Origin of the sequence: Citrobacter freundii ATCC 8090 = MTCC 1658 = NBRC 12681, assembly GCF_011064845.1 — a bacterium.
Classification (GTDB): Bacteria; Pseudomonadota; Gammaproteobacteria; order Enterobacterales; family Enterobacteriaceae; genus Citrobacter; species Citrobacter freundii.
Genome location: NZ_CP049015.1, coordinates 3,757,927 through 3,781,417, shown reverse-complemented (window position 1 = coordinate 3,781,417; position 23,491 = coordinate 3,757,927). Strand labels below are relative to the sequence as shown.

Below are 23,491 nucleotides of genomic sequence, written 5' to 3'. Positions count from 1 at the left end.
TGTCTTAATCGGTTTAACGGGTAAATGCGGCGTGTAATGTCTCCACGCTACGTGCCGCACGCAGCGTGCGTCCGGGATTACTCTGGTTCTCCAGCAGCGCATGAACTTTGCTGACAATATGTGCACCGATAGGGATTGCCGATGTTGCCGCCGGAGAAGGCGCGTTACAGGTGTGAATTGAGCGTGGCGTGGTGACAAACAGAAAATCGTCGATAAGCTTGCCATCAGGTGATACCGCCTGTGCCCGCACGCCCGCAGGCCACGGTTGCAGATCCTTAAGCGTCAGGCTCGGACAGTACTTTTGTACCAGCCGCAGATAACCGCTTTTGCACAGCGAATTCTTCATTTCGCCAAGCCCTGAGCGCAGGTTGTTTTGCAGCACGCGGCGAATACCAGAAGAGCCGAGGATCTCCAGCGTATCGCTGAGCGAGAAGTCACGCTTACGGTAGCCTTCACGTTTAAATGCCAGCACCGCGTTGGGGCCGACCGTGACGCTGCCGTCAATCATCCGGGTCAGATGAACACCGAGAAACGGCATTGCCGGGTCGGGGATGGGGTAGATCAGATGGTTAACTATCTGATTATGTTCTGGCGCCAGGCGGAAATATTCGCCACGGAACGGGCAGATGATAAAGCCAGGTTCAACGCCGAGCATTTTCACCAGTCGGTCCGCCATCAGGCCAGAACAACTAATCAGCGTCGCGCCTTCATATTCCTGACCCTGACGGGTATGGACAATCACGCCCGTAGCGTGCTCTTTCAGCGCGCTGACCTCGGCGTTGTAAATAATCTCACCGCCTTTGGCCTGGAAAATATTCGCCATCGCGGCGGTGACTTCACGGTAGCTGACGATCCCGCTCGACGGAACAAAAATGCCGCCCAGACCGGTGATATTCGGTTCACGCTCGCGAAGCTCCTGCGCATTCAGCCATTCGCGCTCCAAACCGTTAGCGGCGGTGCGATCCCATAGCGCGCGCATGCGCTCCATTTCCAGAGGGGAGGTGGCAACCAGCATTTTTCCGCAGACGTCGTAGCGGATGCCGTTTTGGTCGCAAAAGGCTTTTGTGGCGCGATTTCCGGCCAGGCAAAACTGCGCCTTCAGGCTGCCGGGAGTGTAATAGACCCCGGCATGAATGACGCCGCTGTTGTGGCCCGTCTGGTGACAGGCCGGGCCGGACTCTTTTTCCAACAGCGCAATTCTGGCGTCCGGATAGACATCAATCAGCTGCATGGCGGTCGACATACCGATGATGCCGCCGCCAATAATCACAAAATCATACATCCGCTTTTTTCCTTCGCGCTTACTGATGAGTCTGGTAGTGGTTTGTCGCGTAAGCGAAATAACCACGTTGGCGCATCAGTTCGCGGCGCAGGTCAGGATGCGAGGTGAAACGATCGCGACCGTGTAGCCAGAACAGGTTGTTGATCAGCAGGAATTTACCCACTGAAACCGGTACGGAAATAATACTTTTGCTGGTTTCCAGCGCGTCGGACAGGTCACTCAGCCAGACGCCTTCTTCATAGTCTTTTGGCTGGACGAACTGGTCGATGTAGCGCATCACCGGACGACCCTGCTGGTCAACGTCAAATACCGGATGGAACACTTCCTGGCTCACGTTTTTGCTTGGCGGCGCGGCAAAGCGCATAGGGCGACGCGCCAGTGGATGGGTAAAGTACTGATCCAGATGTTCCCAGTCGTCGAGGTGCAGCAGCAGCGAGTTACCGCCGGTCATGTTCTGCTCGTCAATCTTCATCATCAGCACGTAATCGGTGATTTCTTCGAGATAGGTTCCGTCGTTGTGCAATTCCATCACTCGGTGAGGCTGGCGCAGATAGCTGTCTGAGTTATCGACGTTTTTCACCACAAAACGTGCGTAATATTGACCGCTCATCGCATCAAAATTCGAGCGTCCGATTAGATGCGCTACCGCCGTCGCCAGCTTGACCATCTCTTCTGCCTGCGCCACATCATCCACGCCAACGGCATTGATCAGCAGTGCGCCTTCGGCACGATCGAGCAACGTTTTCAGCAGCAGAGGCTGCAACTGATTGCCGCACAGGTCGTCGAGGATCTTGCCCACTTTGAAGCGCAAGAAGGATTTGTATTCCAGCGCCTGCACCGGCCACTGCGCGACGGCCTGCAGAAATTGCTCAGTGGTTTCAGCGGAAAAAGTCAGCTCCAGCAGGCGTGGGGATTGGGCTGACGGTTTCAGCGTGAAACCGCTGTAGTGCTGGGCTGGATCTTCAGCGTTTGGTTTTACGGCAGTCAGTGCGTTCATCAAATCGTTCCTCTCAGTAGATTGTCAGGGAGATATGGCGCAGCTCGTTTCGTAGCCATAAATTAAAAATATCTACATTTTTGAAAAACGCGCACATAATGAGTTTGTTTGTTTGTTATTTGTGATCAAAAGCAACAAATATTTAACATTTCAAACGGTAGGGATTTAAAGCGAAGACGGGGATAGAGCGGTTATATCAGGTGGTAACCACCTGATTTTAAAGAGGGAAATAAAAAATCTTAATGTTCAAGAGCAATAGCGCAGACGTGTTCAACATGAGTGAGATCGTGGTACAAGTCAGGCAAGGTCATCTTCTTACGAATTACGATTTTGAGATTAACCTCGATTTTACCCTTCTTAATATCCCTGATCGTTATGTTTTCAATAATGTTTTTCTGTTGATGGATGCGGGTTATCAGATTTTCGAGCGCATCGCGTTCATCAAGAATAACCCTGACTTTTACTTTTCCGGGGAACTGGTTTTTAGTCTGTAAGAAAATAATGAACGGGCTTAATTTAATTGCCAATAAAAATAAAGCCGTGGCAAAAAAAGCATGAAAATAAAAACCGGCCCCACAGGTGATTCCCACTCCAGCAGATGCCCAGACAATTGCCGCAGTAGTGAGACCAGAAATAGCATCGTCGTGTCGGTGCAGAATGACTCCCGCACCGAGAAAACCAACGCCACTAATAATCTGAGCCGCCAGACGCATAGGATCGCTACGGATGTTCATCGAAATTTCAGCATAGTATTCTGCAGATTGTATTGATACGACAGTTAACACACAGCTGGCTACGGATAAAATAACGCAAGTTTTGAAGCCAACCGGTTTCCCTTTCGATTCTCTTTCCAGGCCTATAATGCCACCCAGAATAAATGCAATGCTGATTTTGATGATCGTAGTTAAAGGCAACAATCCTTGCTCATTGATGATGGCGGCCAGATTATTCATGCAATTACCTTAATGAAAGAGTCTTTAACGATCAGGAGTTTGCTTTTTTCAATGGGAGGTCTGCTTTGCGTTTTGAAATATCGTCCCGGAAGAATATCAGGAAGAATACGCTGACCACTGCGGCAACGCCTGCGGAAACTAGCCAGAATGTTTCCCATTGCGGTAACGCCTGTGGGCCTTGTTCCGTCACGGTGCTGTTGAAGATTTGACCGCATACGGTAGAGGCAAATAGCAAACCGACGCCGTTGGAGACGATAAATCGCAAGCTTTGGGCTTGCGCTTTAATCTCTGGCGCGGCTTTACGGTCAACATAAATGTCGCCCACGGTAAAGAAAAAGTCCCAGCAGAATCCCTGCAACATCAGGCCGATCAGCACAAACATCATGTTGGCATCCAGTGATGCATGAGCAAACAACAGTGTGCGGATGATCCAGCAAACGGCGCCCAACATGAGAGTAATTTTGAAGCCGGCTTTCAGTAAGAAAAACGAGAGCAGGAACATAAAAATGACTTCACAGGCGATGCCGACCTGCATCATTGACGCGGCGTTATCGAATCCAAGCGCTTTTAAAAAGACCGGGATATAGGCGGAATAAGCTGTTTTGGGGATCATCAGGACAAAAATACTGAGCATCAAAACCGAGAAACTGCGGTCCTTGAAGAGTGCCAGAGCGTCCAGACATAACAGATCGCGGAGTGTAAATACGCTTCCTTTTGCTTTCGGTGGGGTGTTTGGCAACGTAAAGCAGTAAAGGCCGAGCACGACACCGGAGGCTGACGCAATATACCAGGTGATGGTATTTCCAGAATAGCCCATTTCACCAATAATAAAACCGATGACCATAAAGCCAAATGTGCCGAACACACGAATAAAGGGGAAGTATTTCACCCCGTTAATGTGGCTGAAACTGATGCTGTTAGCCAGCGCAGTTGTTGGATAAAACAGCAGACCGACCAGGAAGATCATGGTCAACGTCATGCCCGTGTTTTGCGCCTCAATAAATTGTGGAACAAACAACAGTACGCCAGCATTAATTAAATGCAGGATCGCCATGACTTTTTGTGACGAAAAGAAACGGTCGGCTACCATGCCAATAAAGAGTGGCGAAAGAATGGTCGCCAGACCAAGCAAAGCATAAGATGAGCCAATAATGGTCGCCATACCATAGGTACTTAATACCAGTCCCATGGTCATATTCCAGGCGCCCTGCATGAAATATTGTATGAACATCATAACCAGCAGGCGTGGTGTTTTATTAAGGTCCATATTGCATATCCTTATTGGTTGATGCTCAGGTTAAGCCCATCCCAGGCGACAAGAATGTTCTCTTTGTCGCACGCCGCCACGAGATCGTCGTGCAGTAGACCGCCGCTGTGTGAGACATGCGAGACGATGAGTTGGCTATTTTTCTCAAGGCAGCCCAGTTCTGCAAGCTTGTCTCTGGCGGCGAAAACGGTTTCCAGACTCATGTGGTTATTTGTACGGTTATCACCATTAAAACCGTAGGTACATTCCAGCACCGTTAAATCGATCTTTTTCCCTTTCAACCATTGCCAGGTGAGTTCAGGGAACCAGCCCGAATCATGTCCATAGAAAATTGACTGACCATCTTTTTCGATAAACCAGGTATAACAAAGCTCCCATTTGGCATGGTTCGCCAGCAGTGGAGTGATTCGGTATCCGCGGGTTTCAACGGTTACGAAGGGAACCAGGCAATGAAAAGCAAATCTTTCTGCGCTGTAGCCTGGTAACACTTGTGCCGCGCCGTTAATCGCACGGTCATTACCAAAAATGTGCAACGGATGAGTAATCTCAAATCCGTACCCTTCCATTCGGCTAAAAAGATCGCCGACGTTGAAATGATCGGGATGTGTATGCGTGAACAGCAGCGATTTGATCTCTGTTGCGTCCAGGCCATCTCGCAGCAGTTGCTGGCTGAATTCAGGCGCGACATCAATCAACAGTTCATCGTCGATGATCGCTGAGGAGTGCGTGCGTATGTCTTTGCCTTTACGAATACGGGCTTGCTGACAGTGCTCACAACGGCAAAAAGGATTGGGTATCCCTTCGGATGCTGCGGTTCCCAGAAAATGAATATTCATGTTTCCCTCTTGATCAAAACAGAGTGTTGTTTTTTTGAACGAAAATGTAATGAAACGTAATTGGAACGTGTCAATTATTATCCTGCAGCTTCAAGGCAACAACGATCTTTTGTTGCATAAGTGATCCTCTTCAAGAATTTAATAATTTATTTTTATATTTCATGGTGTTGAAATTTTTAGTTCATTTCTTCGTGCTATGTGGGGTTGAGAGGTGGTTATAAGAATGTGTTGATAAAATGCACTTTTTAATATTGTAACGTTCAAATTATCTTGCTGGAGATAGTTTCCTGATGAGCGCCGTGCTAGCATCAAAACATCAGGGGAAGGGTGTAAAAATGCCAACTATCAAAGACATAGCAAGAATTGCCGGTGTATCGCATGGGACTGTCTCGAATGTGCTCAATGGCAGAGGAAATGTAAGCGTTGAGAAGATTGAAGCGGTTCAACGTGCGGCCCGAGAAGTTGGCTATCAGTTGAATGCGCAGGCGCAATCATTGAGAGCCAGCAAAAGTCAGGGAGTGGCCTTGATTCTGCCGGACATCAATGCGGAACGTTACTATCAACTTTATCGGGGATTACACCAGGCCTGGCAACCTTCACTCAGCGAACCGGTTGATCTTTACCTGACTAATGATTTGCCCAATCTGGAACTGGATATTTTGCAAACACTGGCGGCAAAGTCTTACCAGGCTGTTGTCACCGTGAGTTGCCTGGACAACAGCCAGCCCTATTACGATATGCTCAGGCTCTCCCCGGAGAATGTGCTTTTTGCGTATCGCCAGCCAGCCGGTGCAGTTTGTTATTTTAGCCTTGACTATGTGACCGCAGGGGAAGAAACCGCAAGAAGGGCACTGGCGCAGTTGCCGGGTCATATTGGTGTTTTCTGCGAGCCGCTGGAATTTGCCCACAGCGCACGCTTTACTCAAGCGATACAGAAGGTATGCCGGGAGTTAAGTCCGCACACAAAGCTTACGGTTATACCTGCGCATGCCAGTGAAGTTAACACCGTCGCGTTTGACTTTTTCCGGGGGGCGATACCCGATCTGTTTATTGTTCAGGACAGTGAGAAGACGCGTGCGTTGACGCAAGCGTCCTGGTTTGGGAGTTCTCAGTCCTGCCCGCCGATAGTACAACTGAGTGATAATCTTCCTGCATCTTTTGATGGAATCACCAGCTATCAGATGGATTATGCCCGCCTGGGGACAACTATTGCTTCATGTATTCGCCAACCCAAAAGTAAAGAGAAGCACCGTATTCTGACGAATTGCGGTTTTTCCTGGAATGGGCAATACGCTCCGCCTCATGAGACGGAGGCGACGCTGAATATGTTAATTTTGCCCAGCCCTTCGACCGATGCGCTGAAGAAACTGTTACCTCACTTTTATCGCCAGACCGGTATTAAGGTTAATCTTGCGGTTTATCCGTATGATGAGGTTTTTGAAATTCTCTCTCATCTTCACCTGCACCCTTATTACGATTTACTGCGAATCGATATGGCATGTTTTCCTTGGTTTGCAGAAAAAGCATTATTGCCGCTGGAGTCGGTCTCCCCCGAGCTCCCGTTATTGCTGGGTAACTTCTCTGAGCAAATTCAGCAGCACTTCAGCCAGGTGAATGGGACTGCATGGGCAATTCCCTTTGATGCCAGTATGCAGCTTCTGTTTTATCGACGAGATCTGTTTGAAGATGCGACGATTAAACGGATGTTTTATGAATCAACAGGCAAAGAGTTAACGCTACCAGAAAATTTCGCACAATTTGATGAGATTGCCGCTTTCTTTAGTCAATTGCATCAGCCAGAAAACAGACAGCGCCCAATGGGAACGGCGGTGACGTTGGGCAGCTCAGGACTTATCGCCACTGAGTACTTGCTACGTTACTACGCGTTAGGTGGACGATTGGTGCGTGAAGGCGAGCCGGTACAACTTGATGCTTCGCTTGCTGCCGCTGCACTCGAAGAATATCTGCACCAGCTTTCTATCGCCGTGAATCTCCCTGGTGAGTGGTGGAGTGATGCGGTTAAACAGTTTGAGCGTGGAAATCTCGCCATGCTGATTATGTATCTCAATTTGTTTAACGATGTTGCGCATACGACTATCGCCCCCACGATTGGCTATGCTCCCGTTCCGGGGCACCTTCCACAATTGGGCGGTGGCTCTATTGGAATGTCTCGCTACAGTAAGAAGAAAAAACAGGTTGAGCAGTTTTTTCATTGGCTTTATTCCGATGAAATTTCGCGCCATCTGGTTCTATTGGGGGGCAACAGCGCCTGGTCTGGAATATGTCACGATCAAAATGTTCTCAATCTCTACCCGTGGTTTAATTTACTGAATGAAAAAGGCATGACGGGAATACGGGAGTCTCAGGGAAGTAAAGGTGAGCCTTTTAACCTGCGACAGGCAGAGATTATTATCGGGCAAGGCGTGACGAATGCGATTAACGGCATTATGGACGTCACGCAGGCCGTGGAATACATCAATGCGCGGATCAGAAACGAAACGGGTGCCTGAAATATGCGACTCCTCGCCTCTTACTGATGACGTAAGAGGCGAGAAAAAGCGGTTAACAGTAACCCACTTTATAAATGCGCCCGCTCTGGATGCCTTCGACGCTGCGGCGATAGGCGTTGGCGACCGTGACGGCGGGGACGCTTTCAAAGCCGGGGAAGAACCCGTCAAAGGCTTCGGCGGATTCACTCAGCACGGTCGGGCTTATCAGGTTAATACGCTGACCACGCTCTAGCTCACAGGCAGCAGCGCGCACAAATCCTTCCAGACCGGCATTGATCGTTGCCGCATTTGCGCCTTGTGCGATGGGCTCGTGGGCGATAATGCCGCTAATTAACGTTATCGAACCGCCATCATTGAGGAAATGCTGCCCGGTTAAGGCCAGACGTATCTGGCCTAACAGTTTATCCTGAAGCCCCTGATTAAAGTCCTGGTCGGTCATTGTCGACAGCGGTCCAAAGAATAGATTGCCGGTGGCGGAAACGATCGCATCTACCCGACCGACTTTTTCGAACAATGCCTCGACACTCTCCTGCGAGGTGATATCGACCTGGTAATCCCCCTGCGTGCGACCTACGCGGATCACCTCATGTTTACGGCTTAACGTTTCTGTGACTGCGCGACCCACTGTACCACTGGCACCAATAATGACGATTTTCATAACCACCTCCGCAATAGTGTGAGCCGCTATTCTTTAATGAAAATGAAATCGGATAAACTGGCTAAAAGTTAGATGATTACTAACCAGAGGTTTGCAATATGGATAAGTTACGCGGCATGGAAACGTTTGTCGCCGTGGTGGAGAGCGGGAGCTTTACTTCTGCCGCGACGAGGCTCGAGATGTCTGCGGTGATGGTGGGAAAATATATTGCCCAACTGGAAGCGCAGCTCGGCACGCGTCTGCTGGAGCGCAATACGCGTCGCCAGAGTCTGACCGATGCCGGACGCGTCTATTTTGAAGAAGCCCGTCGCGTGCTGGAGCAGGTATCGATAGCCGAACGTTCGGTAGAGCGTCTGCGGCTGGCACCAGCAGGGACGCTGCGCATAAGCGCGCCCACGTCTTTTGGCGCTTGCGTGATCTCGCCACTGGCCGCTGCGTTTTTACAGACCTGGCCAGAGGTGCGCATTGAACTGGATCTAACCAACCGGATGGTTGATCTGGTTAATGAAGGTGTCGATCTGGCGATCCGCATTGGCGATATCCATCAGACTGACGTGGTGGCGAAATACCTGTGTCCCTATCGTATGGCAATTTGTGCTTCGCCAGAATATCTTGCCCGCCATGGCACCCCCCGGACGCCCGCGGATCTGGTGGATCATCTGTGTCTGTCCCATACCGTGTGGACGGCTCGCAACGAGTGGATACTGCCTGGCGTGACGGGGGAAGTCAGATGGAAACGCGATGCGATCCTGCGCTGTAACGATGGTCATGGCCTGCGTATGGCGGCGGTAGCGGGGGCTGGGCTGTTATTGCAACCGGAGGTGCTGTTGGCAGAAGAGCTGGCTACTGGCAAGTTGGTTCGTATTCTTGAAGGATTTACGCCACAGCCGCGACCGATTCATTTGCTGTGGCGACAGGATTTGCGTCCGTTGCCCAAGCTGACACGGTTTGTTGAGCACCTGCTGGAAGGAATGCGAAGTTTGCGCTGAAGATGAAAATGCCGGATGGCGCTGCGCTTATCCGGCCTACAGTGGCGATTAATCGTAGGCCGAACAAGGCGCGTTACTAACCGATATCCACCTGCGGTTTGCTGTTGCGTTTACGGATCATGCGCAGCACCGGCGGGACCACGATAACCAGTACCGCCATCACCAGCAGCACTTTCGCCACGCCGCTGGCCCACAGAATATCCATACTCCCGTTACTGATAGACAACGCCCGGCGCAGGTTCTGCTCCAGCATTTCCCCGAGAACGAAGCCCAGAATCAATGGCGACATTGGGAAGTGCATTTTACGCAAAATGTAGCCCAGCACGCCGAGGGCGACCATCAACACCAAATCGAAGGTAGTGCTGTGGACAGCGTACACACCTACCGCGGAGACTGCCGCAATAGCGGGTACCAAAAACCACAGCGGAATGGTCAGCATGCGGGTAAACAAACCGATCAGTGGAATGTTCATCACCAGCAGCATTACGTTAGCGATCAGCAGCGCTGCAATCAGCCCCCAGACGATATCCGGCTGTTCAGTGAACATCGCCGGCCCCGGGGTGATGTTGTACAGCGTCAGCGCGCCCATCATCACCGCCGTGGTACCGGAGCCCGGCACGCCGAGCGTCAGCATCGGGATGAAAGAGCCGCAGGCCGAGGCGTTGTTGGCGGCTTCTGGTGCTGCTACGCCACGAATATCCCCCTTGCCAAAGCTGTCGCTGTTGCCGCTGAGCTTTTTCTCGGTCATGTAGGTGATGGCACTGGCAATGGTGGCGCCAGCGCCAGGCAGAACGCCGACGAAAAAGCCAATCACTGATGAACGCAGGGTGGCCCCTACGCACTGAGCGCCTTCTTTGGCGTTGAACAACATGCGGCCCGTTTTACGCACCAGCGTCTGGCCACTGCTGGTATGTTCCAGCATTAACAGTATTTCAGAGACAGAGAACAGCCCAATCACCACTACGATAAACTGCACACCGTCGGAGAGATGGACACTGTCAAAAGTAAAGCGATAAACCCCGGTGTTGGCGTCTACGCCGACGGTCGCAAGTCCGAGACCGATAAGCGCTGCCAGAAATGATTTCAGCGGATTTTGCGCCATCATGCTGCCAAGACAGGCAATGGCGAAAACCATTAAGGCAAAGTATTCCGCCGGACCGAAGGCCAGCGACCATTGGGCTAACGCCGGGGCAAACAGAATGATGCCGCCGATGGCGATAAGCGAACCAAAGAAAGAGCTGACCGCCGAGATAGAGAGCGCCACGCCGCCGCGTCCTTGCTGCGCCATCGGGTAACCATCCAGCGCGGTCATAATCGCCGCCGCATCGCCGGGAACATTCAGTAGGATGGAGGAGATGCGCCCGCCATATTCACAACCAATGTAGACTGTAGCCAGCAGGATCAGCGCGGATTCTGCGGGCAGATGCAAAGCAAAGGCCAGCGGCAGCAGGATCGCCACGCCGTTGATTGGCCCAAGGCCAGGCAGCAAACCCACAATGGTGCCTACAAAACAGCCTATCAAGGCGATGATCAGGTTTTCCGGCGTCATTGCCACCGCGAAACCCTGAGAAAGATAAATCCAGGTATCCATCGTTTCTCCGTTAACCCAGCCAGGCGCCGAGTGGTAGGGTGACGTCAAGCAGTCGGTCAAAGGCATACCACAGCAGAATGCCGAGCACCGCGCCGGAAATACCCGCAGCCGGGATGGTTGCGCCGAACAGCATGCCAATCACCACGGTGAGAATGGCGGTGGCGATGGGAAAACCGAGCCACTCAAAACCCCAGGCGTACATCAACAGAACAATTACCATCGTCAGCAGCTTTTGCAGCACGTGGCGACGGGGCCAACTGATGGTATCCGGATGGCGCAACAGCAGCGCCACGGCGCATACCAACATCAGACTGATAATGCCCAGCGGGAAGGGACGCGGCCCTACGGGTTCATAGCTGTATTCGCTGCTGATTTGCCAGGCCACGAACAGCCCGGCTATGCAGAGCAACAGCCAGATACCTGCAAAAATACGATCGCTCATCATCTTTGCCTCTGCGTTTACTTCGCCAGACCGAAGGCTTTCGCCTGCTCACGATAATCCGTAACCTGTTTTTTCACGTAGTCGTCGAGCTGTTTGCCGCTCATGTTGAACTCAAACAGACCGCGCAGATCGCGTTGTTTTTTAAACTCATCGGTCTGCTGGAGTTTGTTAAAGGCATCAACCCACCACTGATACTCAGCGTCGCTGACTTTTGGCCCAACGTAGAAGCCACGAATGATAGGCCACACGAGGTCATAACCCTGCTCTTTGGCGGTTGGCACGTTGGCTAACTGGCCCGGTAGGCGTTCATCAGAGAACACCGCGAGCACGCGGATTTTGTCGCCGCTGAGGTAGGGCACCATCTCACTGAGATCGCCGGAAACCACCTGTACGTGATTTCCCATCAATGCGGTAACCGGTTCGCCACCGCCTTCAAAAGCCACATAGCGCATCTTGTGCGGATCGACATTGGCTTTTTGCGCCAGCAGCGCCGACTTCATCCAGTCCTGGCTACCGATAGAAGCACCTGCGCCAATGACCACGCTGTTAGGGTCTTTCTCCATTGCCGTAAGCAGATCTTTCAGCGTTTTCCATGGCGCATCCTGACGTACGGCAATCATGCCGTAGTCGGTGCCGACACTTGCCAGCCAGCGGACATCATCCACACCGTAGCGACCAAACTTGCCCTGAGACAGGTTCAGCAGGGAGCCGCCGGAGAAGGCCACCACGGTTCCCGCTTCAGCCGGGCGTTGAGCGACGATAGCGTTATAGGCCACGGCACCAACGCCGCCGGGCATGTAGGTTACGCGCATCGGTTTTTCGATAGCGCCGGTTTCCATCATGCTCACCTGAATCAACTTACAGGTGAGATCGAAACCGCCGCCGGGCTTAGCAGGGGCGATACATTCAGTGCGCGATGGCGCTTGTTCGGCCAGTACAGAGGTACTCATCAGTAAAATGCTTGCAGTAAGGGTACGAAGTAACTGTTTTTTCATTGTTTATCCTCACGCCGGAAAACCGGATTTTCGGGTACGGAAGAAGATTTTTGTGATTATGTGAGCCGATGTGTAGCAGTTCGGTTGCGTGATTGTTAAAACATTAACCTTTCAATTCCCTTTCAATGCGGCAGAAACTTTACAGGATGTGATATGCGTCTCTTATTAGCGGAAGATAACCGTGAGTTAGCTCACTGGCTGGAGAAAGCGCTGGTGCAAAACGGTTTTGCCGTTGACTGCGTTTTTGATGGACTTGCGGCCGATCACCTTTTACATAGTGAAACGTACGCGCTGGCGGTGCTGGATATCAACATGCCGGGGCTGGACGGTCTTGAAGTCGTTCAGCGGCTGCGCAAGCGTGGGCAGACGCTGCCTGTTCTGCTGTTGACGGCGCGCAGCGCGGTGGCCGATCGGGTGAAGGGACTGAACGTCGGGGCCGATGATTATCTGGCAAAGCCGTTTGAAATCGAGGAGCTGGATGCCCGGCTGCGGGCCTTGCTACGGCGCAGCGCGGGGCAGGTACAAGGCATCCAGCAACTGGGGGAACTGGCGTTTCACGATGAAGGCTATTTTCTCTTGCAGGGGCAGCCGTTGGCGCTCACGCCGCGCGAACAGGCGCTGTTGACGGTGCTGATGTACCGTCGGTTGCGACCGGTTTCACGCCAGCAGTTGTTTGAGCAGGTCTTCAGCCTGAGTGATGAGGTCAGTCCTGAAAGCATTGAGCTGTATATCCATCGTTTGCGCAAAAAGCTACAGGGAAGTGATGTGCGCATCGCCACGTTGCGTGGTCTGGGCTATGTGCTGGAGCGTAGCGATGAAGTGGGTTAAACCCCAATCGTTATACCTGCAACTGCTGATGTTTTTGGGCCTGCCGCTAATGTTGCTGTGGGGCCTGTCAGCATTTAACAGCTATGTCAGTGCGCTACAGGCGGCGACCCAGGCGTATGACCGCACGCTGCTTTCATCCGCCAGGACCGTCTCCGAGCGGCTGGTGGTGCGCAATAAACAGTTAGAAGTGAATGTGCCATGGGTGGTGCTGGACAGCTTTGAATTGAATATGAACGACCGACTGTATTACAAAGTGGTTGATCCGGCGGGGAAGGTTATCTCTGGTTATGACGATTTACCGGCGATGCCGCCTGCAACTTCGCGCACGCGGCTTTATCCGGCGCTGGCATGGTTTTATCACACTGAATATCGCGGTGAGGCAATCCGTGTGGCGCGTCTGCTGCAGCCTGTCAACGAAGGTGGCATTGTTGGCATGGCGGAGATTTATGTTGCCGAAACGCTGCAATCGCGGCGTTATCTGGCGCGACAGCTGTTGTTTTCCTCGTGGGTCTCGCAAGGGCTGCTGGTACTACTGACTCTGGTGCTGGTTGGCTGGCTGCTGCGCCGGGTGCTACGCCCGATGCGCCAGCTGTCATCGCTGATGGTGCGTCGTGAGCCGGGGCTACTGACGCCGCTGCCGGAGCTGCTGCCGTGGTCGGAAACCCGTCTACTGATTGTGGCGTTTAACCGCTATCTGGACCGACTTCGCGGCCTGATTTCTCGCCAGGAGCGCTTCAGCGCGGATGCTTCCCATCAGCTTAAAACGCCGTTGGCAGTGCTGAAAACTCAGGCGGCGGTGGCTCTCGCCAGTCAGCAGCCGCAGCAGTGGTACGAGAGTCTGCAAGCCATGAGTACCACGCTGGATAACACCATTCAACTGACTGAAAGGCTGTTGCAGTTGTCTGCGGTGAAGCGCAAAGAGCAAGGGGAAAGGCATTTCTCGCCAGTTAATCTGTATGAGGTGGTGCAAACCAGCTGTTTTACCCGACTGGCGCAAGCGCGTAGTAAAGGGATCGATCTGGGCTATGAAGGGGATCAGGACGCGGTGTGGGTTGAGGGCGACGAAGTCTTGCTCGGGGAACTGTGCGGGAATCTGCTGGATAACGCACTGAAATACACGCCGCCGTATGGCGTGGTGACTGCCCGACTGCGGCGAGAAGGAGAGGCTGTGGTGCTGGTGGTTGAAGATAGCGGGCCAGGCATTGATGAACAAATGGTGCATCAGGCGCTGCTCCCGTTTCATCGTCTGGATAACGTCGGCAATATTCCTGGGGCAGGAATCGGTCTGGCGCTGGTCAACGACATTGCTCGCCTGCATCGTACGCACCCACAGCTATCCCGGAGTGAAGCATTAGGCGGGTTAAGCGTACGGATGCGGTTTTTATGTCTGGAGCGAGAAGGGCAGGACGATCGGTGTCGTCCTGCGCCCGTTATTTAAAGGTCACTGTCGCATTGACCGGGATACTAAATGCGCCTGGTTGAGGAGGGTTCTTCAGCCAGAACAGGGTCGCCATGAACTCTTTGCGCCGACTGTCGCTCTGGTTGTTAAACGCGCCGCTGGTAAAATCGATGCGGTTGCCGCTGATAATATCCCCGGCGCCGGGCCGTGCAGCATCCTGAAGTGTAACGCCGATATCCGGCGTACCCTGACCGGTAAAAACCGTGCCGCTGTTGTGCGTGGTGCCGGTAAAGGTTATCGCGTAATTGATGCCGCGACATTCATGCTTCCCGGCAGCTTCTGCAGCGATAACGGCAAACTGTTTGCTGTGGCTGTTATCCTTGCCCGCTTTGGCTTCGGTAATGCTGATCCTGCCAAACTCGACGGTATCCGTTCCATTATCAGAGGCGATCAAGACGATCGGTTCGCAGTTGATATAACTGATGTTATTCAGGCCGGTCAGCGCGGGGCCAAAGTTTTTTGCCGGATTGCTGGCGGAACAATGCGTACTGCAAGCGTTAATGCCGCCGATACCATCGACGACGAAAACTTTGTTGATGGTGCGACCCGCCAGTGCGGGCAAAGGATCCGGGAGCTTTCCGGTGGCGACCAGACTGAGGTTAAAGGTGAAAGAGAAAGTTTGCGGAAGTGCCAGGCAGGCACTGGTATTTCTGTGGCTGTTACTATTGCAGTAGCCGTTTGAACCTGTTCGGGGCAGCGTTGCCTGATATTGCGTGGTGACGGCCTGCGCGCTCTGATCGTAAGAACGACCATCGATGCTCACCACCAGTTTCATATTGGTTCCCTGCAAAAAATGCGCAAACTCATGGTCGGGATCGATGTAGATTCTGGCCGCTTCGCCCTGGGGCATATGGTCCGTGTCGCTGCAGGTGACGCTAACGGTTTGTGAATTGGACACCCAGACGGTGTCTCCGGCGGCGGTGCTGCGGCTAATTTTAATCGGATCAACGTGTACAGAGACGCTGTTTGCTGTACAGGTAATCGCATAGCTTGTACTACTGAAGATCGGCAAACAAAACAGCACCACGAGTTTAACTATTTTTAACGGATTCATTGATTGCACCTTACGAACCGACGCACTGGGCAGTAATTTGTGTATATCCGATTTTCTTCACCGGCTGGTGATGGTTATCCGGCATTTGAATAAAGCAGTGTTCATTGGTATGTGAGCCCCAGCGCACTTCCAGGCGCGAATTATCTTCCACGCCGCTGGCATATAGAGCGCCATGCAAACCGACCAGGCCGTGATTGCGGCCTTTGGCATCCCGAACGATCGCACCAACCGGCGGGGCTATGTTGCCGGGTATGACTGCATTCACCAGATAGTTGCGCCCGCTGAAGGTTTCAAACACGACTTTGCCGATGGCTTTCTCTGTCGGGACAATTTTTTTCTGTGCCTGGGGAATATCCAGACCGGCGCCAATATCGGCGGTATTCAGACTCACCACGTTGTAATGCCAGGCATCTGCCGTAGTCAGGACCGCATAGCCGTTACCGTCTATCGCCACGCCGTTTTGTTGCTGGATATGGACGCCGTCGGCATTTTGAGCCTCGACCAACACCATGGTGTCACCCGGAGAGTGCATAAGCGTAACGCCGCCTGCGTGCAGCATCGCCCCGCCGCTGATGCCCATATTCATATTCTGGTAGTTGCGCCCGGCGCTATAGCCTCCCTGAACGTTCATCTTGTCGCCTTGCCAGGCGGCGTTAACGCCGGCAGCGGAATCCTGTCGATCGGTGGTACTGCCTTGAACGCCCCAGCTCAGACGATCGTCAAATGCGGTGTTGCTGTAGCTGGTGGAGTAGCTGTCGCCATTCTGCTGGCTATGCATCACGTTGGCAGAGACAAAGCCGTGGCTGTCCATGAAATCAAATGGGATGGATAACGTCAGGTTGATACTGCGGTCCTGGTAGTCGTACTGGTTGCGGGTGTCCTGCACGTATACGCTCCAGTTGATTTTCCCCAGCGTATCGTTGTAACCCAGCTGTATCGTGCGGTCGTGACTCCCGTTGTGCCAGTAGTTTTGTTGGCTGGCGCTGACGTAAAGCGAGGCGTTATCCCACAAACGCTGATTAACAGAAACCTCAAAACGTTGGCGGCGATTATTGTAGTTACTGGTGTAGTAATGCTTTTTGTTGTGCTGCTCGCCAGGGTAACGCAGCTGCTGATTGGGGTCGTCATAGGCGATGTCGTAATAACCCGAGGACCAGCTGTTATGCTCGTTAATGGTGTCGCTAAAGCTGTAATAGCCGGATGTATTGTAGCGGTAGCCAACCAGACGAAAATCCGTGCCGTACTGGTTCAGCGATTTAGAATACAGGAAACGGTAACTTTGCCCCGTGGACGCTTCTCCGCTGGCAAGCTGTGCTCGGGCGGTGGTGATATCAAAGGAGATCGCGCCGAACTGATGCAGATCCTGAGCGACCCCAGTGGCAATCGCGTTGTAACTTTCCGCCGTCAGTAAACCGCCGTACAGCGTGGTTCCAGAGCTGAGGCCATAGCTCAACGTTCCCTGGACAAAACGGGGCCGCCAGCCGCCACTGTAACCGTCACGGTATTCCCCGGCCGTAAACTGAAAACGGCTGTTATCTGCGCGCAGCATGTTCGGTACCGCCGAATAAGGCACGCTGAAATTGCGACGGCTGCCATCGGCTTCAATAACGCTAACATCCAGATCGCCACTCTGGTTGCTGGGGTTAATATCGTCGATGTCAAACGCGCCCGGCGCGACGTTTTTACTGTAGATCAGGTAGCCATTTTGCCGGATTTCGATTGTGGCATTGCTGTTGGCGACGCCGCGAACGACCGGGGCAAAATCGCGTTGGCTATCAGGCAACATATTTTCATCGCTGGTGAGCTGCGCCCCGGTAAACTGGATGCTGTCGAACACATTGTCATCCGTGTAGGTTTTCCCGATGCGCAAGCGGCTACGTAGCGCAACAATATTGCGCTCCACCCACGTAGAAACCGCCTGCCCCTGGCGGCCTGAACCGCTGGCGTAGCTGAACGTGGACTGGTTACGGAAATGCCATCCCGCCAGGTTGATGCCGTTGGCAAAACTGGCAAAAACGGAGTCATGATCCTGACCCTGTTCGGCCAGGCGGGTAGTATTGACGTTGTAGCCGACAAAAGCGGCATTAACCCCATCGTCATAGGCAGACTCCGGGACTGCATCGTGTGCGGTCGAGAGCAGAAAAGCTTCCGGCACTGAAATATCAATACGCTGGTAGTTTGCATCTGCCGTCAGGCGGCTGTTTGCTATCAGCGCTGTGAGCTCAATGCAGGTATCGCTGCGGTCATCCGGGATTTTAATCCCGTATCTGCGCAGATCGTCAGCGCTTAGGCAGGGTTGTGGCTTGCCTTCTGGCTGACGTCTTTTGAAGGCAACATTGCGCGTCTCAACGAAGCTATGATCAATATAAATATCGTATTCAAACGTCCCTTCGCTAAGCCCATCATTACGGGCGATTTGCACCACGGAGGTAATATTTTGCGCACCGTGCACAAAACGGGTATTAAATTGTGGCGCGCCGCTGGCGTAAGCAGGCATACACAGGACCAACGTTGACAGCGTAAAGACCCTTTCCTTAAACCGTTGCGGTTGCTTATTTTTTATCATCATTGCAACCCCTGACTTAATAACACGATATCGGGACGTTATTGACCGCGTTAGTGCCGCCGTAATCATCTACCCAGTTAAAATCGATGTGGCTAACTTTTTGCTGCGACAGCGTAAACGTGCGTTCGCTATGAGGATTCACCATATCGGCATCAACGTTTTGGCCGTTAATATGCAATTGCGTCAGAGAAATATGTAACGGTGTCGGATTAACGGCACGCAGAGTATTTCCGTGACATTGCCACTGTAATTTCTCGACCGCTTCAGGTAGCGTCATATTCAACCCCGCAGGGCGATAAAAGAGTTTGATGCGAATTCGTTGCGCCAGTTGTAAGGTATTTTCCTCGTTTTCAATGGTGGGGATTTCCTGCACGTTAATCCACAATACCGATTCAACATCATGGGGAAGCCCGTTGCCCTGGTAAATAGCCCGTAGCCCGGCGGATTTATGGCCGTCGAGTTTCAGGATCGGCGGGGTAATTATCATTGGTAGATTGGCCGGCGTCTCATCTGGATTACCCTTATCCAGCCATGTCTGTACCATATATGGCTTGTCTGTATTATTGTTGACGTCAAACATCGCTGCTTTATCGTTCTCATTATAAATAACGCGTGTTTGACCCAAATTAATCGCGCTGTGTGCGGTGCTAACCACGCACAGCAACAGATAAAAGAAGACTTTATTCATCAGGTGCACTTTCCAGATTCAGGGAACAGTGCCATCCATAGCAATCAACGTCCGTTATTTATAAATGACGGTGTAATTCATATCCGCAGTAATTGTGCCTGCCGCAGGCAGCGTTGCGCCTATTTGCTGATATTTGGCGACCAAATCAATATGTGCATCGCCGTTTTGGTTCGGTGTCAATGACACTTCATTCTGACTAGCGGAGAAATCGAGGGCTTTACCTGAGTTACCTTTATTGTCCACTTCAATGCCGACATCGGTGGCTGCTCCTGTTGTACGAGTTGCTTCCAACAATGTGGTATTACTGCCAGGATTTTTACCGGTAAAGACCACCACATAGCTGTGTGCTCCCGTTGCGCCACTACAGCCGGTAAATTGCAACGTAAACTGAGTATCGCCGGTGGTAGAGCCCGCGCCGCCAAATAACTGGTTGGTGACTTGCGGTAATACGACGTTTGTATTTGTTGGATTGGCGGTGTTCACCACGCAGGTGCTGGCAACAATTTCACCGGTAAAATGGACCGTCGCGGTGGCTTTAGAACCTGCTCCCGCGGTGGTGGCGTAATTAGTACTTCCTGCCGCGCCAACATTAGCCGCAAACAAAGCAACCAGCGCGGTGCAGGTGAGTGTAATTTTCTTCATCATAACTCCGTTAAATTTATTATTTACCCAGAAGAGTACTTGTCAGAGGCGCAGATTCAGCCGGAGTACATCAATGTCAAAAAATGATGCAGGACTTCATTTGAAAGAAACGATTAACGTTTGTAAATTGCTCAACAAGTCATCCACTGCGGATATTATTTATTTGCGAAAAATAAGTAAACATAATTTTTTTATGTGTGATGAAAGGGTGTTTTAGTAATCTTTTCAGGTTTTTTAACACGGTGTATACATGATTATAAATAACGTATGGGATTATCGTTGTGGTACATTTAACAAAATATCAATGTTGTCATTTATTCTTTTTTGGTGTTTTGAATGAGCGGGTTGATCTGTGTTGAAATTGCTGTTGTTAGATGTATAAATTCGCAGAATGTTGATATTAGCGAGATGTGATATTCATTTTGGGGTTGATCAGTTACAGTGTGTTTTTTATACCTGTAAAGTCATGTTGGTCATCTTCAGTCATCGGAGTTGCTACAATTATTTAAACTAAATTTTTTGTGCTGAATTTGATTGTTCTTCATTTTTGTACATCAGAATGACGATAATTCTAAGATCCAATCAGTAAGCATTACGCTTACAGTAAGCTTGCTAATCATTTTCTTGTTAATATATTTCCGTGTTATTTTTCTAAAGGATATTATATACGCTTATATATGCTACGGATTTCTCGTTGTGGGAAGGCGGCAAGTGAGAGGCTCCCGATGAGCCTACCCCAGTAAGTGACCCGGGTATTCATCATACAATTGCACTTGCTATTAGTTCATGAACTGTTATCTGTCAATGCGATTTTTGTTGCAGGTAATTATATTTTCTAATGTGGAAAATAAATCGAGCTTGATTTTAATAGTCAATAAAATCATATTGATGCTGATATCTTGTGAGGTGCTTGTCACAACTTGCCATCTTTCTTTTTACATTTGCTGACAATCTACCCTTGTGTTTTTTAAGCTTGTGATATAATTAGCAACATGAAATGAGAAAAAAACAATTAAAGATCAATAAATAATGGGCTGAGATATGCTTAAAAAATCGCTAAAGATTAGCAGCCAAGGATATCCAGTCTTTTTAAAACTGGTCGATTTCATTGTTATCAATGTGGTGTTAATTTTTAGCGCCCATCTGCTGGGTTTGGTGCCCTTTAACACCATTGCGATTTTGAGTCTTCTCTTCTCGATCTTTTTCTTACTGTTTGCTGAATACATTAAAATGTACCAGCAAAAGATTAAGACGATCGGTTTGCGTAATCAAAAACGCTTGGTTTTTTGTACGCTGCTGGCGATTTTTTTTAACGAACTGGTCAGTATGACGGTGGCTGAGCCTGAATCACTCGGCTACTTAGACAGACTGCCTTCACCGTTTTATTCAGCCATTATTTACTGGTACTTCATTCCATTACCTTTTCTATACTATATCCGCTTTTTTCTTTTCAAATACACCGCCAGGAAAAATATTCGCGTTGCTGTGATTGGGCTTACTGAGAACGGTCTGGCGGCGGAAAACGCATTGACCACTGAATATGCCAATATCAAATTAGACCTGGCATTTTATGATGAGCGCAGTCCATCCCGTTGCGGCGATGTGGTGGAGAAAATAAAAAGTCCCTTTCGCGGCTCGGTGAGCAATTTAGTTGAGGAAGCCAGGCAGGGAAATATAGACGAAATCTACATCGCTTTACCGATGGTTGCTTTACACCGAATTCGTCATTTTTTAGCGATGATGTCTGACACCACCGTAGATACCTATATTGTCCCTGACTTTTATACCTATAGTAACAACATGTCCAAGTTACGCTCCATCCACAACCTGCAAACTATCGGTATCTTCAGTTCACCGTTTGAAGGGGCGGGGTCGTTTATTAAGCGGGCGGAAGATCTGGTTCTTGGCAGCATCATTATGGTGATGATTTCCTCGCTGATGCTGGCTATTGCCATTGGTATTAAACTCACGTCCCGCGGGCCGGTGTTTTTCAAACAGGACCGCTATGGTCTTAGCGGGCAAAAAATTAAGGTCTGGAAGTTTCGTTCTATGCGCGTCATGGAGAATTCCGATACGGTTATTCAGGCCACGAAAAACGATCCGCGGGTAACCAAATTCGGGAGCTTTTTACGCCGCACTTCGCTGGATGAACTTCCGCAATTTATTAACGTTTTGCAGGGAAGTATGTCGATTGTCGGTCCCAGACCTCATGCGGTAACGCATAATGAGCAGTACCGCAAACAGGTCGAAAATTACATGATCCGCCATAAAGTGAAGCCTGGGATCACTGGGCTTGCACAGATCAACGGTTTCCGCGGGGAAATCGATGCGCTTTATAAGATGGAAAAACGGGTTCAGTACGATATTGAGTACATTCAAAACTGGTCGTTATGGCTGGATATAAAAATCATCATTAAAACTATTTTCAAAGGATTTGTCGGTAAGAATGCATACTAAATTGATAGTGATTACCGGAATTGTGATATCGCAGCCCGCATGGGCTGATTTAACCCCGAAATCACACATTGGCTTTGCGGGAATCGACTTCCAGGGCAAGGTCGCTGTGGATTATGGTTATAATGATAACGTTTCTTATCAGCCACATAGCAGCGATGCTATTGGTTCCTCGTTTCAGAGCGCAGCGCCTGTACTGAGTATGATCGGAGAGCGCGGTCAGGATAAGTATTTACTGATGTATTCCGGAGATTATCGTAACTACTCCAGTGATTCCGCTGATAACTATAACGATCATTTTTTCCGTTTTAACGGTGCCTGGCGGTACGGGCTCAAGCATGGTCTAACCCTCAATCTGGAGGATACGCTTGGGCATGAATCCCGTGGTCGCGGTATTACCGAGGGTTTTCTCCCGGGCCAATTCGAGCAGTATGGGATTACATCTCCACTGACGACGAATTTTATCAACAGTGAATTGCGTTACAGTTACGGCGCACCTGATGGGCGTGGGAAAGCGGAACTGGCGTTGTTGTATAAAAAACTCACTTTCGGCAACACGTCTGATGTACGGGACAGCAGTGAAGACTTCTACAATTATATTCAGGAACAGGAATGGCACGAAAATAGCTTGGTGGCAGAAATTTTTGACCAGTACACATCCAGAACGCGCTTTCGCTATAGTTTTATTACTAACCAGCGTCGCTATGATAACAACTCAGAAAAAGACACTAATGAGTACTATTTGCTGTATGGCCTGAAGTCGCAGTTGACGGGGAAAACCAATGTCGACATGAATATTTCATGGCTGTATAAAACATTTGAAAACAACGCAAACTCGCATGATTTTAATGGTCTAAACTGGGACATAAAAGCGGAGTGGAAGCCATTACAACAATCAGTTTTCACGGCCCACTCTGCGCAAAGCATTAAAGACCCATCGGAAGTTGGGGGATATATTTTAGTGACCCAGTATGGCCTTTCTTACCAGCATTTCTGGTTAGGCACTCGTTTTTCTACTTTATTGGACTACTCATTCACTTCGGAAGACTATAAAAAACAGAACAAGGATCGACATGATAAAGATGGTGTGTTTAGCGTAACCATGAGCTATGACTATACGCCGTCGGTTAATTTTGAGATTAAATATCAGATAGATACATTAAATTCGAATAGGGATACTGACTCGTTTTATATCGGTCCCAACGACAATCAGGAAGTTATTAGAACGTTGGGTTATGATAATTCTATGATTATGCTTAAAGCTAAGGTTCAGATCTAAA

19 protein-coding genes are annotated in these 23,491 nt (G+C 50.4%); 6 read left to right on the top strand and 13 right to left on the bottom strand.

What is annotated here, in order from left to right:
* Positions 1-13 precede the first annotated feature (13 nt).
* From lhgO to G4551_RS18085, 5 genes are all read right to left on the bottom strand, one after another.
* Complete coding sequence (lhgO, locus tag G4551_RS18105; protein WP_003839703.1) at positions 14-1,282, bottom strand: L-2-hydroxyglutarate oxidase; 1,269 nt, start codon at positions 1,280-1,282, stop codon at positions 14-16.
* A 19-nt stretch (positions 1,283-1,301) separates the two neighbouring features.
* Entirely contained in the window at positions 1,302-2,279 is a 978-nt protein-coding gene (gene glaH / locus G4551_RS18100; RefSeq protein ID WP_003839704.1) for a glutarate dioxygenase GlaH, read from the bottom strand.
* Between the two features lie 239 nt (positions 2,280-2,518).
* A complete protein-coding gene (locus G4551_RS18095; RefSeq protein ID WP_003037218.1) occupies positions 2,519-3,232 on the bottom strand; it encodes an MgtC/SapB family protein in 714 nt (237 codons plus the stop codon).
* A gap of 31 nt (positions 3,233-3,263) precedes the next feature.
* Positions 3,264-4,499 (bottom strand): MFS transporter, encoded by a 1,236-nt coding sequence (locus tag G4551_RS18090; protein WP_003037215.1) that lies wholly within the window; start codon positions 4,497-4,499, stop codon positions 3,264-3,266.
* An 11-nt stretch (positions 4,500-4,510) separates the two neighbouring features.
* Positions 4,511-5,335, bottom strand: coding sequence for an MBL fold metallo-hydrolase (locus G4551_RS18085; protein WP_003839707.1), 825 nt, complete (start codon positions 5,333-5,335; stop codon positions 4,511-4,513).
* A 335-nt stretch (positions 5,336-5,670) separates the two neighbouring features.
* On the opposite strand from G4551_RS18085, the gene G4551_RS18080 reads away from it, so the two are divergent.
* Positions 5,671-7,845, top strand: a complete 2,175-nt coding sequence (locus tag G4551_RS18080; protein ID WP_032941183.1) for an extracellular solute-binding protein — start codon at positions 5,671-5,673, stop codon at positions 7,843-7,845.
* Between the two features lie 52 nt (positions 7,846-7,897).
* On the opposite strand, the gene G4551_RS18075 is transcribed toward G4551_RS18080, so the two are convergent.
* Complete coding sequence (locus tag G4551_RS18075) at positions 7,898-8,503, bottom strand: short chain dehydrogenase (RefSeq protein WP_003037207.1); 606 nt, start codon at positions 8,501-8,503, stop codon at positions 7,898-7,900.
* A 98-nt stretch (positions 8,504-8,601) separates the two neighbouring features.
* Between G4551_RS18075 and G4551_RS18070 the strand changes: the two genes are divergently transcribed.
* Positions 8,602-9,492, top strand: coding sequence for a LysR family transcriptional regulator (locus G4551_RS18070; RefSeq protein WP_003839711.1), 891 nt, complete (start codon positions 8,602-8,604; stop codon positions 9,490-9,492).
* 76 nt (positions 9,493-9,568) lie between these two features.
* On the opposite strand, the gene G4551_RS18065 is transcribed toward G4551_RS18070, so the two are convergent.
* The 3 genes from G4551_RS18065 to G4551_RS18055 are packed head-to-tail and all read right to left on the bottom strand — an operon-like array spanning position 9,569 to position 12,520.
* A complete protein-coding gene (locus G4551_RS18065) occupies positions 9,569-11,083 on the bottom strand; it encodes a tripartite tricarboxylate transporter permease (protein WP_003839714.1) in 1,515 nt (504 codons plus the stop codon).
* A gap of 10 nt (positions 11,084-11,093) precedes the next feature.
* Positions 11,094-11,528 (bottom strand): tripartite tricarboxylate transporter TctB family protein, encoded by a 435-nt coding sequence (locus G4551_RS18060; RefSeq protein WP_008321484.1) that lies wholly within the window; start codon positions 11,526-11,528, stop codon positions 11,094-11,096.
* Positions 11,529-11,542: 14 nt separating this feature from the next.
* A complete protein-coding gene (locus tag G4551_RS18055) occupies positions 11,543-12,520 on the bottom strand; it encodes a Bug family tripartite tricarboxylate transporter substrate binding protein (protein ID WP_003839716.1) in 978 nt (325 codons plus the stop codon).
* A 153-nt stretch (positions 12,521-12,673) separates the two neighbouring features.
* Between G4551_RS18055 and tctD the strand changes: the two genes are divergently transcribed.
* Both tctD and G4551_RS18045 read left to right on the top strand, forming a co-directional pair.
* Positions 12,674-13,348: a transcriptional regulator TctD gene (gene tctD, locus G4551_RS18050; protein ID WP_003826032.1), complete on the top strand. Its 675-nt coding sequence runs from the start codon at positions 12,674-12,676 to the stop codon at positions 13,346-13,348.
* Complete coding sequence (locus G4551_RS18045; protein ID WP_003839719.1) at positions 13,335-14,786, top strand: sensor histidine kinase; 1,452 nt, start codon at positions 13,335-13,337, stop codon at positions 14,784-14,786. The genes tctD and G4551_RS18045 overlap by 14 nt, the downstream gene beginning before the upstream one ends.
* Here G4551_RS18045 and G4551_RS18040 read toward each other — a convergent pair.
* From G4551_RS18040 to G4551_RS18025, 4 genes are read right to left on the bottom strand one after another with little or no spacing between them, the layout of a single operon-like run.
* Positions 14,779-15,861, bottom strand: coding sequence for a fimbrial protein (locus G4551_RS18040; RefSeq protein ID WP_003839721.1), 1,083 nt, complete (start codon positions 15,859-15,861; stop codon positions 14,779-14,781). The two genes, G4551_RS18045 and G4551_RS18040, sit on opposite strands and share 8 nt — an antisense overlap.
* Before the next feature lie 10 nt (positions 15,862-15,871).
* Entirely contained in the window at positions 15,872-18,430 is a 2,559-nt protein-coding gene (locus G4551_RS18035; protein ID WP_032941181.1) for a fimbria/pilus outer membrane usher protein, read from the bottom strand.
* Between the two features lie 13 nt (positions 18,431-18,443).
* Entirely contained in the window at positions 18,444-19,115 is a 672-nt protein-coding gene (locus G4551_RS18030; RefSeq protein WP_003839723.1) for a fimbrial biogenesis chaperone, read from the bottom strand.
* A gap of 54 nt (positions 19,116-19,169) precedes the next feature.
* Positions 19,170-19,757, bottom strand: a complete 588-nt coding sequence (locus G4551_RS18025; RefSeq protein ID WP_003839725.1) for a fimbrial protein — start codon at positions 19,755-19,757, stop codon at positions 19,170-19,172.
* Between the two features lie 1,041 nt (positions 19,758-20,798).
* Between G4551_RS18025 and G4551_RS18020 the strand changes: the two genes are divergently transcribed.
* Together G4551_RS18020 and G4551_RS18015 are read left to right on the top strand one after the other, a co-directional pair.
* Positions 20,799-22,214, top strand: a complete 1,416-nt coding sequence (locus G4551_RS18020) for an undecaprenyl-phosphate glucose phosphotransferase (protein ID WP_003839727.1) — start codon at positions 20,799-20,801, stop codon at positions 22,212-22,214.
* Positions 22,204-23,490: an outer membrane beta-barrel protein gene (locus G4551_RS18015; RefSeq protein ID WP_003839728.1), complete on the top strand. Its 1,287-nt coding sequence runs from the start codon at positions 22,204-22,206 to the stop codon at positions 23,488-23,490. Before G4551_RS18020 ends, G4551_RS18015 begins: the two co-directional genes overlap by 11 nt.
* The last annotated feature ends 1 nt before the right edge of the window (position 23,491 follow it).